Raw genomic sequence first — 14,352 nt, forward strand, 5'->3', positions numbered from 1 at the left:
TATTTCTGTTACTATATTAGAAAATAATAAGCAGAGGAGTATCTATGGCGGAAAGCGAAAAAAATTACTGTGGCGTTGAAAGGACATTGATCGTCTTTAAGCCTGACGCAGTTCAACGAGGTATAGTTGGGGAAATTTTACAACGTTTTGAGCGAGTTGGCTTGAAGATAGTCGGTGTAAAAATGACATCACCATCTAGAGACCATTACTATGCTCATTACGAAGACATTGGTAAATTGGCTACTCGTCGAGGCGAGGGAACTTTGAATATAACATTAGATATGATGATGGACGGTCCGGTCATAGCAATGGTACTAGAGGGCGTTGAAGCTGTTGCTGTTGTTAGGAAGATTGTTGGCCCAACAGAGCCTAAGTCAGCTGACATGGGAACAATTCGCGGTGATTACTCACACATTAGTTTTGGCTATGCGGATGAGTGTCAAAAGGGAGTTCCAAATTTGATTCACGCATCCGGCGATTCAGATGAGGCTGTTCGTGAGATCGAGCATTGGTTCAAGCCGGAAGAATTGGTAAATTATCACACATTAAGTGAAAAGTTTACTCGCTAAGCTAGTCTTTCCTGAGAGCTACCGTGGTATAATGGTTGTATGCCTCGGTAGCTCAACTGGATAGAGCAGATCCGTCCTAAGGATAAGGTTGTAGGTTCGACTCCTGCCCGGGGTACCAGATATATGACAGAACAAATTAAAGATAAGCAATTTGATGGGCAGCGTGACGGAGAGCAACTGTTGTTTGTGTTTCGTCGTCACATAATCGCTATGAGAAAAGGATTTTATCTGCTTCTCGGATCAATGACGCTTGGTTCATTGCCTTTTTTAATTTGGCAAGATAATTTGAATCTTTTATGGGTGTTCGTTGGTGGATTTATTTTTGGTTTGATGCTCTTTTTCTATCATTTTCTGATGTGGTTTTATACTTACTATATTGTTACCGATCAGAGGATTCGTCAGATTACTCAGCATGGATTTTTTGGTAAAGATGTCATTGAGCTGAAATTGTCAAAAATTCAGAATATTAGTTATAGTATTCCGGGGTTTAGCGGAGAAATGTTTAAGTTTGGTACAATAGTTATTCAAACTTTTGTTGGAGATCTTGTTATAAAAAACGTAGAACATCCAGATAAGATCTATAATAAACTACAAGACGCAGTGGAAATTTCGACAAAGAAGGAGGATATCAATGAAGAATCTATTGAACCGTAAAGATAAAAAACAACCAAAGGAGCTACCTAAGAGGATTACAAACGATACAGTAGCTCAGCACCGCGAGAAGGTCTTGGCGGCTGGTCGTAAGCATAAATATCCTATCCAATACACCAAACGTCGATTGGTGTGGATAACGATGCTCGTTAGTGTTGTTATTCTGATTGTTTTCATTGCTCTTGGTTGGGCACAGTTATATATCTGGAAAGATACAAGTGATATCGCATATAGGATAACTAAGATTTTACCTCTTCCTGTGGCTAATATTGACGGAGAAAATGCTGAGTATAGCGACTATCTTCTGTATCATCGTAGTTCGTTGGCAGTATTGCAGTCTCAGGGGCAAGCGGATCAAAAGGACAAAGTTAAGTTCTATCAAAACCAGTCTATAAATAAGGCATTGGAGGTGGCATACGCCAAAAAACTTGCGAGAGAAAATAATATTACGGTTGATGATAAAAAGGTTCAAGATCTTATCAAAAAACAGCAGGAATCTAGCAAGTTATCACAGTCCGCTTATGAGTCTGTAGTGAAAGACAATCTTCATTGGTCAATGGATGAGCTAAAAACTGCTATGAAATATACTTTGTTAAAACAGGAAGTGTCTTTTAAGATTGATAAAACAGCTAATAATCTAGCGTCTGACATTAAAAAGAGGTTGCAAGAGGGTAAATCATTAAAGGATATTGCTACGGAAATGGGCGACAAAGTGCAGCCGGTATTTGATCTATCCGTCTCTACGGATAATTCTGACGGAGGCCTAACGAAAGCTGCTATGTCATTAGCAAAGGGTAAAATCTCAGGTCCCATAAAGACTCTTTCGGGTGACGGATATTATTTTGTGATGCTTAATAATATTGAAGGCAACACCGTAAATTACTATTATGTAAAAGTTCCATTGACTGAATTTAATAACCAGTTTAACTACTTAAAAAATAACAATAAAGTAAAATATTTCATTTCAATTGATAAATAGTCGTTCTAGTTTGAAAAAACTCCTATTTTTGCTATAATTTCCTAAGGAGTTTGCCGTTGTAGCTCAGCTGGTAGAGCAGCTCATTCGTAACGAGCAGGTCGCTGGTTCAAGCCCAGTCAACGGCTCCATTTTATGAAAGACACTATAAAGAAATCGATAAAAATTGTTTTTAGCGACAGGACTGTGGCAACTCTTTTGATCGTTAACGTTGTTGTGGCTATTGTTATATCTATATTTTTAGGATCATCAATAAAACATAGCGAGGCTCAGGTTATTACGCGCTACACTACGTATGGTGATGCAAATTTTTATAGGAGCCACTGGTCTAGTCTATTTAGCTATTTTGCTTTGGCGTTTATGATAGTTTTTGGCCACTCTGCACTAAGTGTCAAGTTAATTTCACTAGAGAAACGAAGCTTGGCTATATTTATTTTATGGTTGACGTTGGGTATTTTAGCTATTTTAGCTATTTTAGCCTATTCTATAATTAAAATTGCATCGATAGGATAATACATGGACATTGAAATACCGCTTGGTAAACGAACAAAAAAATATCGTTTTTTTGAGATGCTCCCTGGGATATTGAGCTATGGGGCTATTATTCTTTTGGTTGTTTTGTCTATTTTAAGTCCTGTTCTGGCATCAATTTATTTACTGTCTATAATCCTAGCCGCGTTTGTGAAAGCTATAGCAATTAGCTATAGGGTAATTAGTGGTTATAGTAATATGGAAAAAGCGTCGAGAGTCGACTGGAATGGTCGATTGTCTGATTTGGAAGATCCGAAAGAAGCATACTCTAGACTGAGAGATAGTCGATCTAAGGAGTTGTTATATCAACAACACGTAGATAACCTAAGATTCATGTCTGCTGCGGAAGATGGGTACTATCCTAAACCTAGTAATATTTACAACGCTCTTATTATGCCTGCATACAACGAGAGTATAGAAGTGATTGAGCCTGCTCTTAAAGCGGTCTTAGATACGACATACAACAAGAAGCGTCTGATTGTGGTTTTTGCATACGAAGAACGTGGTGGTGTTGATATTGATACAACAGCTAAAATACTAAAAAAGAAATACGGCAAGCACTTTCATTCTTTCCACGTTGTAAAACATCCGAAAGATCTGCCAAATGAAGTAGTTGGTAAAGGCGGAAACATTACGTATGCAGGCAAGTGGTTAGAGCAATATTTACAACAGGAAGAAATAGCTTTTTCTGATGTTATTGTTACAACGATGGACTGTGATAATAAGCCGCATAAGTATTACTTTGACTATGTGACGTACGAATATATTGTTCACGAAGATAGAAAGCACTTATCGTTTCAGCCAATATGTTTATTTACTAATAATATATGGGATGTTCCTGCACCGATGCGAGTAGTGGCAACAGGGAACTCATTCTGGAACATTATTAGCTCCATGCGCCCATATTCTTTGCGTAACTTTGCGTCACATTCGCAACCAATGAATGCTCTCGTTGAGATGAACTTTTGGAGTACGCGAACAATTGTTGAAGATGGTCATCAGTATTGGAGGAGCTATTTCTATTTTGATGGCAATTATGAGGTTGTGCCAATTTTTGTACCGATTTATCAGGATGCGGTATTGTCTAATGGATATAAAAAGACACTGAAGGCTCAGTTTGTTCAGTTGCGTCGTTGGAGCTACGGGGCTTCAGATGTGGCATACGTTGGTAATAACGTATTCAATAAAAATAGAACAGTAAAATTTTGGCCTAGTCTAGCCAGGTTTATAAGGTTGTTAGATGGACATGTAACACAGGCCTGTATTGCCCTAATTGTTGCTTTTGGCGGGTGGGCGCCACTTGTGCTGAATGGTGAGGCTGCTCGTAGTGTTGCCGCACATCAACTGCCGGATACGGTTAGCTTAATACAACAGATAGCTATGGTAGGTATTCTGGTTTCAATTTTCGTATCATTTAAACTTCTGCCTCCGCGCCCAGAAAGATATAAAAAGAGTAGGAATGTATTAATGGTCCTGCAATGGGCTCTGATGCCTGTAATTGCTATAGTATACAGCTCAATGGCCTCGTATAATGCCCAGACTCATCTTTTGCTTGGTAAATATCTTGATAAGTTTGACGTGACAGAGAAGACTACTGTAGAGATGAATGATCAGAGTCGTGCTCAGAATAAGAAAAAGAAGGGCGACCACGACGCCTCTTCCTCTGAGGGATGATAAGATCATGTTGTGCTGCGTATTGCAGTGCGGCTATTTGGTCGAAATTCTGTAATGTTGAGTGGGTTATTTCGGCGATGTGTTGTGATGATATAGTGGGTTTGTTTTGTAAAAGTATCAACTTATCTTGTATAGTATTGGCCAAGTCATAGCTATATGAGCCTGCTAATTTTTCGTTATGATTAAAACTTCGTGCAATACTAAGTATCAGTTTTCCTATAGAAAAATTATTTTTCTTGCCATCTTGTGATGTGACAACGAGGGAAATCGCAGGCTTTTCGTAGGTTGTAAAAGAATAACCGCATTGGTCGCATATATGTCTACGCCAGGTTATTGGGTATTTTTTATTTTGGCGAGAATTTGTTACGTGGGTTTTTTCGTGAAAACATTTTATGCATATCATATCAATATATTGACATACAACTATAAAAAAATCCAGTGGAAAAGTACTGTGTAAAATAAAAATCGCCTCGTTATAGAGGCGATTACTTTGTAAATCTGGGAACTTAATTAAGTATAGATCTTTCTTCGTTGATCTTCTTATTATATTCGTAGTGAATTTTCGCCTTACTCAATAAAGAACAGTGTTGTGGCTTTTTTGTGCCTAAACTAGGCGAGTCATGCTTACTCATGCTTTAAATTCTAACATACTTATTGGATAAAGTCAAGGTACACACGGAAAACATGCAGGCTTGATCGTTTTCCGTTACATTAACTAATTCTATTTATAAAAAAAGCCCCGTCTACTATCGACGAGGCTTATGTATCACATCTGGTGGGCAATAGAGGATTCGAACCTCTCACCTCTTCAACGTCAATGAAGCGCTCTAGCCAAATGAGCTAATCGCCCAGATATAATAATATTATCATAACAGATGCCTACTATCAAGGAGCGTGGTATAATATTGATATGAGTGAAGAAGAACTAAAATCTATGAGACACAGCCTAGCGCATATTATGGCGCAGGCTATTCAGCATTTATGGCCTCAGGCGAAGTTTGGTGTGGGGCCGGCTATCGATAATGGTTTTTATTATGATGTTTATCTTGACAACGGGACAATTTCTGAAGCTGACCTTCCGAAGATAGAAGAGGAGATGCGAAAGATCGTAGCGGCTAATTATCCGTTTGAGAGGCGCGATGTGTCGGTAGAAGAGGCTATTGATTGGGCTATAAGTGGAGATCAGTCATTTAAGGTGGAACTACTGAATGATCTTAAGAGATCTGGTACTACAGTTGCTAGTGAATTAGCTGGAGAAAAAATGGGATCTATGTCTGATGGCGACAGTAAAGTTGAGACTGTTTCTTTGTATTCTCAGGGTGATTACACTGATTTGTGTAGAGGTGGACATGTGGATAGTACTGGAAAAGTTGGCGCATTTAAGCTTACTAAGACGGCTGGAGCATACTGGCGAGGCAATGAGAATAATCCACAAATGCAGCGAATATACGGTGTAGCGTTTGCTACACAAGAAGAGCTGGATGAATATATTAATAGGTTGGAAATTGCAAAACAACGAGATCATCGCAAGTTAGGCAAGGAACTTGATCTATATACGACCTCTTCTCTGATAGGGATTGGTTTACCTTTGTTTACTCCTCGAGGTACGATTTTACGAGATATAGTGGCTCAATATTCGAACCAGCTGAGACAGAAGTTTGGCTTTGAAAAGGTCTGGACTCCTCATATTACGAAAAAAGATTTATATGAAACATCGGGACATTGGGCTAAGTTTGGAGAGGAATTATTTTTAGTTAAGAGTCAAGAAACTAGTGACGAGATGGCTCTTAAGCCTATGAACTGTCCGCATCATACGCAAATTTTTGCCTCACGACCGCGAAGCTATCGTGATATGCCGGTAAGATACTTGGAGACGACAACAGATTATCGTGACGAAAAAACTGGTGAGTTAGGCGGGTTAAATCGTGTGCGCTCATTAACTCAGGATGATAGTCATATATTTTGTCGTACTGATCAGATTGAGGAGGAGATTAATAATTTATTATCTGCCGCTCGTGAGCTGTATGGATCGATCGATATGAAGCTCAGGGTTAGATTAAGCTATCGTGACGAGTCTGATTCGTATTTAGGCGACCTTGGCTTATGGGATTCTGCACAGAACCAGTTAAAATCTGCTGTCGAGAAAGTAGGCTTGGATTATTTTGAGCAAGAGGGCGAGGCGGCATTTTATGGTCCAAAGATCGATTTTATGGCAACGGATGCAATCGGTCGTGAACATCAAGTTGCAACTGTGCAGCTAGATTTCGTGCAACCACAAAGGTTCGGTTTGGAATATGCGGATGCTGATGGTAATTTTACAACACCAGTTATGATTCACTGCGCCTTATTGGGTTCAATTGAGCGATTCTTAAGTGTGTTTATAGAGCATACTGGCGGATGGTTTCCGTTTTGGGCGACTCCAGAACAGGTTCGTGTTTTGACGATTAACGACACAGTACTAGAGTATGTTGATAAAATAACAACCATATTATCAGGCATTACTCTCATGAATCCGGTTAGATATAACGATGTAAGATTTACAATAGATTCTAGAAATGAATCATTAGGCAAGAAGATCAGGGAAGCTACCTCTATGAAGATACCTGTTCAACTTATCGTAGGACCAAAGGATATGGAAGCTAACGAGGTTAGTGTTCGCATGCAATCTGGCGAAGAAAAAATATCGTTGGAGCAGCTTGCTGAGTATATAAAATCTTTGTAGGGTTGAGCTAATTGGATAGGTTTATAAAATTAGATAACGGCATTGATGAAGGAAGATCACCTACCACTAATTGCAATTGTTGGTCCTACTGCTAGCGGCAAAACATCATTAGCTATACAATTGGCAAAGAAGTATAGAGGAGAGATAATTTGTGCTGACAGTAGAACTGTCTATCGTGGTATGAATATCGGGACAGCTAAGCCTTCTTTGGAAGAGCAGCAGGAGGTTTCTCATTGGGGTCTTGACTTAGTGGATCCAGGAGATTCTTTCAGTGCGTCGCAATTTAAGGACTATGCCCGTCAAAAGATTAAGGAAATCCGAAGTCGAGGAAATATTCCATTTCTTGTTGGTGGAACAGGGTTGTATATTGATTCTGTTATATTTGATTTTCAGTTTGGAGCTAAATACAGCAAAGAAAAGAGAGCTAACTTACAAGAAATGACGATATCTGAGCTTCAACAATACTGCGTCAATCACGATGTAGTCTTGCCGGAGAATAGTAAAAATAAAAGATATCTAATTAGGGCTATTGAGCGAGCCGGTAAAAAGTCATCTGGATTGGAAGTGCCATTGAGTAATACCATCGTTGTCGGAATTACTACAGATAAACAACTATTAAAACAGAGGATTACAGATAGAGCAAAAAAAATGTTCAAGGATGGTGTTGTAGAAGAAACAATAGGATTAACTAATAACGCCGGGTGGTGTAATGAGGCTATGACGGGTAATGTTTATCCTATTATTAAGAAATTAATCGAGAAAGAAATAGATGAAGATCAGGCTATTCGGGAGTTTATTGTTAGTGATGTAAACTTAGTGAAACGTCAGTTGACGTGGTTTAGACGAAACCCATTTATTGAATGGGGAGATATTCATTCGTGTGAACAATATTTATCTCGAGTATTAGATAGTAAGTAAAAAATATGTTACAATTATAGTACAATGATTGATTCATTATTTGGTTCAAAAACTAGGGTAAAATTATTACATCTTTTTCTGAATAATCCAGAAAAATCATTTTATGTGAGGGAAATTACTAGGATGATCGATGAGCAAATAAATTCTGTTCGTCGAGAGCTAGCTAATATGGTGTCTGTAGGTATAGTACAGCAGGATGCTATTGATAATAAACTATACTATAGCGTAAATGAAGACTATCCTTACATTAAGCCGCTTGCGGCTATATTCTCAGATAAAAATACAGAAGGCGGCATGGGTACTGCGAGTGGCGTTTCCTGGAAAGATTCTTTAGGAAGAATGAGGGGTTTAAGGTTGGCTATTATTTCGGGAAAATTAGTGGTCGGATCAAGCTCTTCTGTTGACCTGCTATTAGTTGGTGATGACATGTCTGCTGTAACTATAAAAAATCTTGTTAAAAAAATCGAAAAAGATAGAAAAATAGAGATAAATTATGCCGTAATATCTTATGATGATTTCTATTATAGGATGAGTGTCAAAGATAGGTTTATAATGGATATTATAAGAAATAAGCACTCCGTATTAGTAGATACGGAAAATATAATGAGAAAGGAGTAGGTATGTTTGAAATAGAGTATAAAGGAGCAAATGCTGTTATTGTTACCACAAAGAAACTTCGTGTGGTATTTGATCCGAATTTAGAGATTGTCGGAGGAAAAAATGTTTCTGTGAATAATGACGTAGAAGTGGTTACAGAGGATCGGTTTGCTGTTGTGGATTCTACACCAAGACTACTATTTTCGGGTCCAGGTGAATATGAAGTCGGAGACATCTCATTGCTAGGAATTCCAGCGCGCCGACATATTGACGCTACAGATGATGTTAAAAAATCTACAATATATAAAATTACGATTGGTGAAGCTAAGGGAGTGGTTGTTGGCAATATTGAGAATAAACTAACTGATGATCAGCTTGAAGATATAGGTGTTGTTGATTTTGCAATATTACCTGTCGGTGGAAATGGATATACATTAGACGCAATGGGAGCGACTTCAATAATTCGTCAATTGGATCCTAAGGTGGTGATTCCGGTACATTACAATGACGCTACTTTGCATTATGAAGTTCCACAGGATGGTGTGGATGAGTTTGTGAAAAATCTAGGAGCTCCAGTTGTTGAGGCTGGTCCAAAGTGGAAGCTAAAGAAAATAACGGATTTGCCAGATAATTTAACAGTTGTTCAGATATCTAAAAGCTAGGGTCTTCTTGTTGAATTAAAAATAACTCCGATAATACAATCGGAGTTATTTTATTAAAATTTGATTTAGCGATTACTTATTAGCAGCTGCGCTCAAAATACCTTTTTTCTTCAGGGTGCGAATAGCTTTCGTGCTTAAAGTCATGGTAATTTTTTGACCGTCAACAACAAAAGTCTTCTTCTGAAGGTTTGGTTTGAAAACACGCTTAGTGCGGCGCAGGGAGAAGCTGACGTTGTTGCCAAATTGCTTGCCTTTGCCTGTTAAATCACATCGTGATGCCATTTCCACTCTCTTTACTTTATTATTAATAACAATCCTTATTATTGTAGCGACATTTGTATAATTAGTCAAGATTACGTATTGATGCTATAATAACACTTATGATTTTAGAAATAATAATAGTTTTGATTGTCATATTGCTGTCTATGACTATTCATGAGGCTATGCATGCTTTTATGGGGTATGCGCTGGGCGATAATACTGCAAAAGAAGAGGGGAGGTTGACACTTAATCCCATAAGACATATCGATCCGGTGATGACTATTTTGCTTCCTTTGATTATGGTAGTATTACGCGCTCCAGTTTTCGGAGGAGCTAAGCCTGTTCCGTTTAATCCGAATAGAGTCCGTTTTGGCGATTGGGGGGCGGCTCTTGTTGCTCTTTCTGGCCCAATTACTAATTTAGTAATCGCCTTTATCGCGTTTGGCGTCGGAGTGTTTAGTGGCGTTATTAATAGTGCTGGGGCAGTACAGCCTACGATATTTGGACTGATTATTTCTACTGCTGTATCGGTGAATCTGGGTTTTTTTGTTTTTAATATGCTACCAATTCCGCCTCTGGACGGATCTAGAATATTATACGCCGTAGCGCCAGACGGTGTCAGAGGTGTTATGCAAAAAATTGAGCAAAACGGCGTTCTTTTGGTGATGATTATAGTTGTGCTGTTTTCTGATGTAATTGGGCAGGTTATGTCGGGCTGTATTCGGGCAATTTTGCGTGTATTTATGAATATATTTGGTGTATAATAGGAGTATACCCTGGATTTATCCGTGGGCGCGTATGATTTTCCTAACATCATATGATAGGGAGCTTTAATGATTTATTGTCGTGGCAATAAGTTGCGAGCACCCACCTTGCATTTATGCGGGGAATATCTAGCGCCCACAGACAAGTCTAGGGTTTAGTGCTATAATATATCATGTAGTCTGTTAGGTAATCGCTTAAGTTATACTTAAGAGGAAAGTCCGGGCAGCGAAGGATACGACAGTCGTTAACGGCGACCGGAGGCAACTCTAGGGAAAGTGCCACAGAAACGAAACTACCTTCGTATTTTATATACGAGGGAAAAGGTGAAACGAGTGGGGTAAGAGCCCACAGTCGTTTATGGCGACATAGACGAGAGGTAAACCCTGTCGGCTGCAAGGAGATTTGCAAATAGGATTATCCGTCCGCAGATCGATAACCGCTTGATTTGTTTGGCAACAAGCAAACTAGATAGATGATTGCCCTAGACAGAACCCGGCTTATAGGCAGACTATGAACAAAACACCCTGCATAATGTCAGGGTGTTTTATATTGGTAAATTTATCCTGTTATAGACTAGCTTTTACTATTTCAGCGAAAGCTTTTGGCTCGTTAACTGCCAATTCTGCTAATATTTTTCTATCAATCTCAATGTTTTTAGATTTCATAGAAGCTATAAGTTTGCCGTAAGTTGTGCCTTCTTGTCGAGCAGCTGCATTGATTCGGGTAATCCATAGACCGCGTAGATCGCGCTTCTTGTTTCGGCGATCGCGGTAGGCGTACTGTAGAGCCCTAATAACACCTTGTTTTGCAAGACGAAAACTTCTGGTGCGATTATGCTGCATTCCCTCAGCTGCTTTTAAGATTTTTTTGTGCTTAGCGCGTGCGGCAACTCCTCGTTTTACTCGCATAACTATACTCCCATTGCTCGACGGGCGTTCTTGGCCATCGAACCAGTTACTGTTGTTGTTGTGTTGATTGCGCGCTTACGACTTTTTGACTTTTTAGCCAACAAGTGGCCGCCAAATGCGCGCTGGCGGGTCAATTTTCCGGTGCTGGTCAGCTTGATACGCTTCGCAGTGCCTTTGTGGGTCTTTAGCTTTGGCATTATTTACTCCTTATTACTACGCTCAGATTGCGACCAGCCATCTGAGGTTTTTGCTCTAATATTGCGTCTTCACTAAGGTGTTCCATGATTTTGTCGATCAATTCGTAGCCGATCTCTTTATGGGCCATTTCGCGACCTTTGTAGACCACTTGTATACGAACTTTATGTCCGCCTTCTAAAAATTTACGGATCTTCTTCAGCTTGACCTCTAGGTCTCCAGCTCCTATCTTTAGACCAAAGCGCATCTGCTTTAGGTCTCCAGATTTGGCTTGGCGCCGATTCTTCTGTTGATCCTTCATTTTTTGGTACTGGTATTTACCCCAGTCAATGATTTTAGCAACTGGCGGATTGGCTCCCGGTGATATTTCAACTAGGTCAAGATTCATGTTGTTGGCCTTACTTAAAGCCTCTTTAAGGGACATGATTCCTAGCTGCTCGCCATCAGGACCAATTATCCGCAGTTCTCTTGCACGGATTGCTCCGTTGATACGGATTGATTTATTAATCTCTGGCTCTCCTTTTTGAAGCAATTTTAGATTAACTCAGTTGCTATTGTAACAGAGATGTTTGTTATTTTCAAGGATAATAATTAACCTATGTTAATCTTTCTGTATTGTAGGCTTTCTGCTATGTGCGGGACTTCTATAGACGCGGATCCTTCTAAATCTGCGATAGTGCGAGAAACTTTTATGACCTTAAAGTAGCTGCGAGTGCTTAAATCTAGTTTTTTGGCTGCGTTCATCAAGAAGATTTTTGCAGATTCTGAGATTGATGTGATTTTATCAACACTATTGCTTGAAATGTCATTGTTGTATTTATAGCTACACTTATATCTGTCTCTCTGAATAGAGTAGGCTTTATATATCTCAGATAAAAATGCCTCTTGTTGTGATTTTGTCGACATTTTATTATTTAATAATTTTTCATGGGGGACTCGTGAAACCGATACCGTTAGGTCTATTCGATCGAGTAGCGGTCCCGATAATCTTTTTTGGTAATTTAGAATCTGATTTTGTGAGCATATGCAAGTTTTTTCTGGATCTCCAAGAAATCCACAAGGACAAGGATTCATTGTGGCTACTAATAAGAAATTGGCAGGGAAGTTGAATTTGCCATTTGCACGACTGACGGTAATTTCGTGATCCTCTAAGGGTTGACGAAGTGATTCAAGCACAGTGCGTGGATATTCGAGTAGCTCATCAAGAAATAGGACGCCCCTATGAGCTAAACTGATTTCTCCCGGCTGCACTTTCGATCCTCCGCCAATAATAGAGGCCCTACTTGCGGTGTGGTGCGGCGACCTGAATGGTCTATCTACTATGGGATTATTTATTATAGTGTGTTCTCCAAGACTGTGAAGTTTTGTCACCTCTACTATCTCATCCTCTGATAGGGCTGGTAATAGATTCTTCAAAGATTTTGCCAACATAGTTTTTCCTGATCCCGGAGGGCCAGACAATAAAATATTATGTCTTCCGGCAACGGCTATCTGGATAGCTCTTTTTGCTTGTTCTTGTCCGTAGATGTCGTCGATGGTTGGAGCGTTTTTATGATTGTGAGATACATTTTTTATTGATGATCTGTCTATTGGCTTAATAATCTTTTCTTTTTTGAGATGTAAGAAGAGTGATTTTAGGTTTTCTACTGGAAATACATCAATTCCAGTCACTAGAGCTGCTTGTTTGGCGTTTTGGGCTGGCACGTATACTGATTTAATTTTTTGGTTTTTAGCTACTTCGACTGTAATAATTGCTGATCGTATTGGACGTAGGCTGCCGTCTAGCGCTAGTTCTCCCGCAAAAACCGCATTACTTACGTCACTTTGGTTGAGTGCGCCGCTGATGCATAAAATAGATAAGGCGATGGGTAGATCAAAATGAGATCCGTCTTTAGGTAACTCTGCCGGTGCTAAGTTGATGATTATTTTTCCTTTCGGAAAATCTAGGGAAGAGTTTTTTATTGCACTACGTACTCGATCTCTGGACTCATCGATGGCCTTATTGCCCATTCCGACAATTTGTAGGCTAGGAAGTCCTTTTGACATATCTCCCTCAACTTCGATGATTTGTCCGCTAAATCCATAAGGTGTAGCTGAAATAACTCTACTAATCATGAATCTATTAAAACATAAGCATGTAGATTTTTGAATGAGATCAGGGTATAATATGAACCGATATGTGGGGCTGATATAGCTTTCGACAATTGGACCTTATCATGACATTCTGCGAGCCGACGATACGCGTAACGTATATTTTTAGATGCAAACTTTGTTGCAAAAGCAAAGTCATTCGTAGCGAGCGCTTTCGCTCCTAAGATGGCCTTTGCGCCAATCGCTGCCTAATTTTTAGCGATCATCCTTGTATTGTGGCAACAGTCAATATCTAAGGGTGTTATATCTATGTTGCTAGCTATATATTTGGAAGTAGCGGATATATAGGACTTTTACTACGTAACGAGACTCGGTTTTCTTGGTTTATTTTAAATCCGAGTAGCGTTATTAAATAAATTTAGATAAGCCTATGTTCGTAGACGGATGTTGTGATACCAGTTGGACCCGGGGGCAGTACCCGGCAGCTCCACCAGATAGATTAAACTAAAAGTCAGTCTTGTCGCTGGCTTTATTTATATTAAAGAGTAGAATTTATCTTTAATATAGAAAAACAACCACCTGCGAGTAGTGGTTGTTTTCAAAAAAGTGGAGTTTTACAATTTCTTTTTATTTTTGGCCTCTGTATAACTTTTTTATTCAGAAGCTACCCCTATAATAAGCTATATAAACGCTTATGTCAACAATATTTTTGTAAAAAAGTTTAGTAAAAAATACCACACATTTTATAATCTTCTTTCTAATCTTCGCAACTATTTTTCTAATGGCTTTTACTGTGAAGTTATATGTCAGAGACTGGCGTTTGTTTGATGAT

The 14,352-nt window shown here is 39.1% G+C and carries 16 protein-coding genes, 3 tRNA genes and 2 other RNA genes; 13 read left to right on the forward strand and 8 right to left on the reverse strand.

Annotation, left to right across the window (positions count from 1 at the left end; genetic code table 11):
• Window positions 1-44: 44 nt before the first annotated feature.
• The 6 genes from AACH20_RS03230 (at window position 45) to AACH20_RS03255 (ending at window position 4,401) form a co-directional block, all read left to right on the forward strand.
• The gene (locus tag AACH20_RS03230; RefSeq protein ID WP_146423680.1) at window positions 45-569 is read left to right on the forward strand and encodes a nucleoside-diphosphate kinase; all 525 of its coding nucleotides are present in this window, start codon (window positions 45-47) and stop codon (window positions 567-569) included.
• A 41-nt stretch (window positions 570-610) separates the two neighbouring features.
• Window positions 611-687, forward strand: a tRNA-Arg gene (locus tag AACH20_RS03235).
• 5 nt (window positions 688-692) lie between these two features.
• Window positions 693-1,223: a PH domain-containing protein gene (locus tag AACH20_RS03240; RefSeq protein WP_178143150.1), complete on the forward strand. Its 531-nt coding sequence runs from the start codon at window positions 693-695 to the stop codon at window positions 1,221-1,223.
• Complete coding sequence (locus tag AACH20_RS03245) at window positions 1,201-2,199, forward strand: SurA N-terminal domain-containing protein (RefSeq protein WP_338504110.1); 999 nt, start codon at window positions 1,201-1,203, stop codon at window positions 2,197-2,199. The genes AACH20_RS03240 and AACH20_RS03245 overlap by 23 nt, the downstream gene beginning before the upstream one ends.
• A 52-nt stretch (window positions 2,200-2,251) precedes the next feature.
• Window positions 2,252-2,327, forward strand: a tRNA-Thr gene (locus AACH20_RS03250).
• Window positions 2,328-2,712: 385 nt separating this feature from the next.
• Window positions 2,713-4,401 carry a glycosyltransferase gene (locus tag AACH20_RS03255; RefSeq protein ID WP_338504112.1) on the forward strand — a complete coding sequence of 563 codons (1,689 nt, stop codon included), beginning with the start codon at window positions 2,713-2,715 and terminating at the stop codon, window positions 4,399-4,401.
• Here the strand turns inward: AACH20_RS03255 and AACH20_RS03700 are convergent.
• The 3 genes from AACH20_RS03700 to AACH20_RS03265 all read right to left on the reverse strand — a co-directional run bounded on the left by AACH20_RS03700 (window position 4,319) and on the right by AACH20_RS03265 (window position 5,251).
• Window positions 4,319-4,804 (reverse strand): hypothetical protein, encoded by a 486-nt coding sequence (locus AACH20_RS03700; protein WP_376787506.1) that lies wholly within the window; start codon window positions 4,802-4,804, stop codon window positions 4,319-4,321. The two genes, AACH20_RS03255 and AACH20_RS03700, sit on opposite strands and share 83 nt — an antisense overlap.
• 103 nt (window positions 4,805-4,907) lie before the next feature.
• Window positions 4,908-5,033, reverse strand: coding sequence for a hypothetical protein (locus tag AACH20_RS03260; RefSeq protein WP_338504114.1), 126 nt, complete (start codon window positions 5,031-5,033; stop codon window positions 4,908-4,910).
• Between the two features lie 141 nt (window positions 5,034-5,174).
• Window positions 5,175-5,251: transfer RNA gene (locus tag AACH20_RS03265), tRNA-Val, on the reverse strand.
• 60 nt (window positions 5,252-5,311) lie between these two features.
• Between AACH20_RS03265 and thrS the strand changes: the two genes are divergently transcribed.
• Genes thrS through AACH20_RS03285 form a run of 4 tightly spaced genes read left to right on the forward strand, consistent with a single transcriptional unit; the run spans window position 5,312 to window position 9,300 of the window.
• A complete protein-coding gene (gene thrS, locus AACH20_RS03270) occupies window positions 5,312-7,123 on the forward strand; it encodes a threonine--tRNA ligase (RefSeq protein ID WP_338504116.1) in 1,812 nt (603 codons plus the stop codon).
• Between the two features lie 45 nt (window positions 7,124-7,168).
• On the forward strand, window positions 7,169-8,041 hold the full coding sequence (gene miaA, locus AACH20_RS03275; RefSeq protein ID WP_338504118.1) for a tRNA (adenosine(37)-N6)-dimethylallyltransferase MiaA: 873 nt from the start codon (window positions 7,169-7,171) through the stop codon (window positions 8,039-8,041).
• Window positions 8,042-8,065: 24 nt separating this feature from the next.
• Window positions 8,066-8,659, forward strand: coding sequence for a transcriptional regulator (locus AACH20_RS03280; protein WP_338504120.1), 594 nt, complete (start codon window positions 8,066-8,068; stop codon window positions 8,657-8,659).
• A gap of 2 nt (window positions 8,660-8,661) precedes the next feature.
• A complete protein-coding gene (locus AACH20_RS03285) occupies window positions 8,662-9,300 on the forward strand; it encodes an MBL fold metallo-hydrolase (protein WP_338504123.1) in 639 nt (212 codons plus the stop codon).
• Window positions 9,301-9,372: 72 nt separating this feature from the next.
• Here AACH20_RS03285 and rpmB read toward each other — a convergent pair whose 3' ends face one another.
• Entirely contained in the window at window positions 9,373-9,582 is a 210-nt protein-coding gene (gene rpmB, locus AACH20_RS03290; protein WP_338504126.1) for a 50S ribosomal protein L28, read from the reverse strand.
• 98 nt (window positions 9,583-9,680) lie between these two features.
• Here rpmB and AACH20_RS03295 point away from each other — a divergent pair, with 98 nt between their 5' ends.
• A complete protein-coding gene (locus AACH20_RS03295; protein ID WP_338504129.1) occupies window positions 9,681-10,325 on the forward strand; it encodes a site-2 protease family protein in 645 nt (214 codons plus the stop codon).
• 175 nt (window positions 10,326-10,500) lie between these two features.
• Window positions 10,501-10,842, forward strand: an RNA gene (gene rnpB, locus AACH20_RS03300) — RNase P RNA component class A.
• Window positions 10,843-10,892: 50 nt separating this feature from the next.
• Here rnpB and rplT read toward each other — a convergent pair.
• The 4 genes from rplT to AACH20_RS03320 are packed head-to-tail and all read right to left on the reverse strand — an operon-like array spanning window position 10,893 to window position 13,544.
• Window positions 10,893-11,234, reverse strand: coding sequence for a 50S ribosomal protein L20 (rplT, locus tag AACH20_RS03305; protein ID WP_129743558.1), 342 nt, complete (start codon window positions 11,232-11,234; stop codon window positions 10,893-10,895).
• A gap of 2 nt (window positions 11,235-11,236) precedes the next feature.
• The gene (gene rpmI / locus AACH20_RS03310) at window positions 11,237-11,431 is read right to left on the reverse strand and encodes a 50S ribosomal protein L35 (protein WP_338504133.1); all 195 of its coding nucleotides are present in this window, start codon (window positions 11,429-11,431) and stop codon (window positions 11,237-11,239) included.
• Entirely contained in the window at window positions 11,431-11,961 is a 531-nt protein-coding gene (gene infC, locus AACH20_RS03315; RefSeq protein WP_338504135.1) for a translation initiation factor IF-3, read from the reverse strand. Before infC ends, rpmI begins: the two co-directional genes overlap by 1 nt.
• Before the next feature lie 59 nt (window positions 11,962-12,020).
• Window positions 12,021-13,544: a YifB family Mg chelatase-like AAA ATPase gene (locus tag AACH20_RS03320; protein WP_338504137.1), complete on the reverse strand. Its 1,524-nt coding sequence runs from the start codon at window positions 13,542-13,544 to the stop codon at window positions 12,021-12,023.
• 66 nt (window positions 13,545-13,610) lie between these two features.
• Here AACH20_RS03320 and ssrA point away from each other — a divergent pair.
• Window positions 13,611-14,013: a transfer-messenger RNA gene (gene ssrA, locus AACH20_RS03325) on the forward strand.
• Window positions 14,014-14,352 lie beyond the last annotated feature (339 nt).

Source organism: Candidatus Minimicrobia sp. QA0096, from assembly GCF_963967315.1.
GTDB lineage: Bacteria > Patescibacteriota > Saccharimonadia > Saccharimonadales > Saccharimonadaceae > Nanosynbacter.

Excerpts from the sequence above, each read along its gene's own strand:
- AACH20_RS03320 (WP_338504137.1), bottom strand. The coding sequence starts at position 13,544 with ATGATTAGTAGAGTTATTTCAGCTACACCTTATGGATTTAGCGGACAA.
- thrS (WP_338504116.1), top strand. The coding sequence starts at position 5,312 with ATGAGTGAAGAAGAACTAAAATCTATGAGACACAGCCTAGCGCATATT.
- AACH20_RS03255 (WP_338504112.1), top strand. The coding sequence starts at position 2,713 with ATGGACATTGAAATACCGCTTGGTAAACGAACAAAAAAATATCGTTTT.
- AACH20_RS03230 (WP_146423680.1), top strand. The coding sequence starts at position 45 with ATGGCGGAAAGCGAAAAAAATTACTGTGGCGTTGAAAGGACATTGATC.
- AACH20_RS03295 (WP_338504129.1), top strand. The coding sequence starts at position 9,681 with ATGATTTTAGAAATAATAATAGTTTTGATTGTCATATTGCTGTCTATG.
- AACH20_RS03700 (WP_376787506.1), bottom strand. The coding sequence starts at position 4,804 with ATGATATGCATAAAATGTTTTCACGAAAAAACCCACGTAACAAATTCT.
- rpmB (WP_338504126.1), bottom strand. The coding sequence starts at position 9,582 with ATGGCATCACGATGTGATTTAACAGGCAAAGGCAAGCAATTTGGCAAC.
- AACH20_RS03260 (WP_338504114.1), bottom strand. The coding sequence starts at position 5,033 with ATGAGTAAGCATGACTCGCCTAGTTTAGGCACAAAAAAGCCACAACAC.
- rplT (WP_129743558.1), bottom strand. The coding sequence starts at position 11,234 with ATGCGAGTAAAACGAGGAGTTGCCGCACGCGCTAAGCACAAAAAAATC.
- rpmI (WP_338504133.1), bottom strand. The coding sequence starts at position 11,431 with ATGCCAAAGCTAAAGACCCACAAAGGCACTGCGAAGCGTATCAAGCTG.
- miaA (WP_338504118.1), top strand. The coding sequence starts at position 7,169 with ATGAAGGAAGATCACCTACCACTAATTGCAATTGTTGGTCCTACTGCT.
- AACH20_RS03280 (WP_338504120.1), top strand. The coding sequence starts at position 8,066 with ATGATTGATTCATTATTTGGTTCAAAAACTAGGGTAAAATTATTACAT.
- AACH20_RS03285 (WP_338504123.1), top strand. The coding sequence starts at position 8,662 with ATGTTTGAAATAGAGTATAAAGGAGCAAATGCTGTTATTGTTACCACA.
- AACH20_RS03245 (WP_338504110.1), top strand. The coding sequence starts at position 1,201 with ATGAAGAATCTATTGAACCGTAAAGATAAAAAACAACCAAAGGAGCTA.
- AACH20_RS03240 (WP_178143150.1), top strand. The coding sequence starts at position 693 with ATGACAGAACAAATTAAAGATAAGCAATTTGATGGGCAGCGTGACGGA.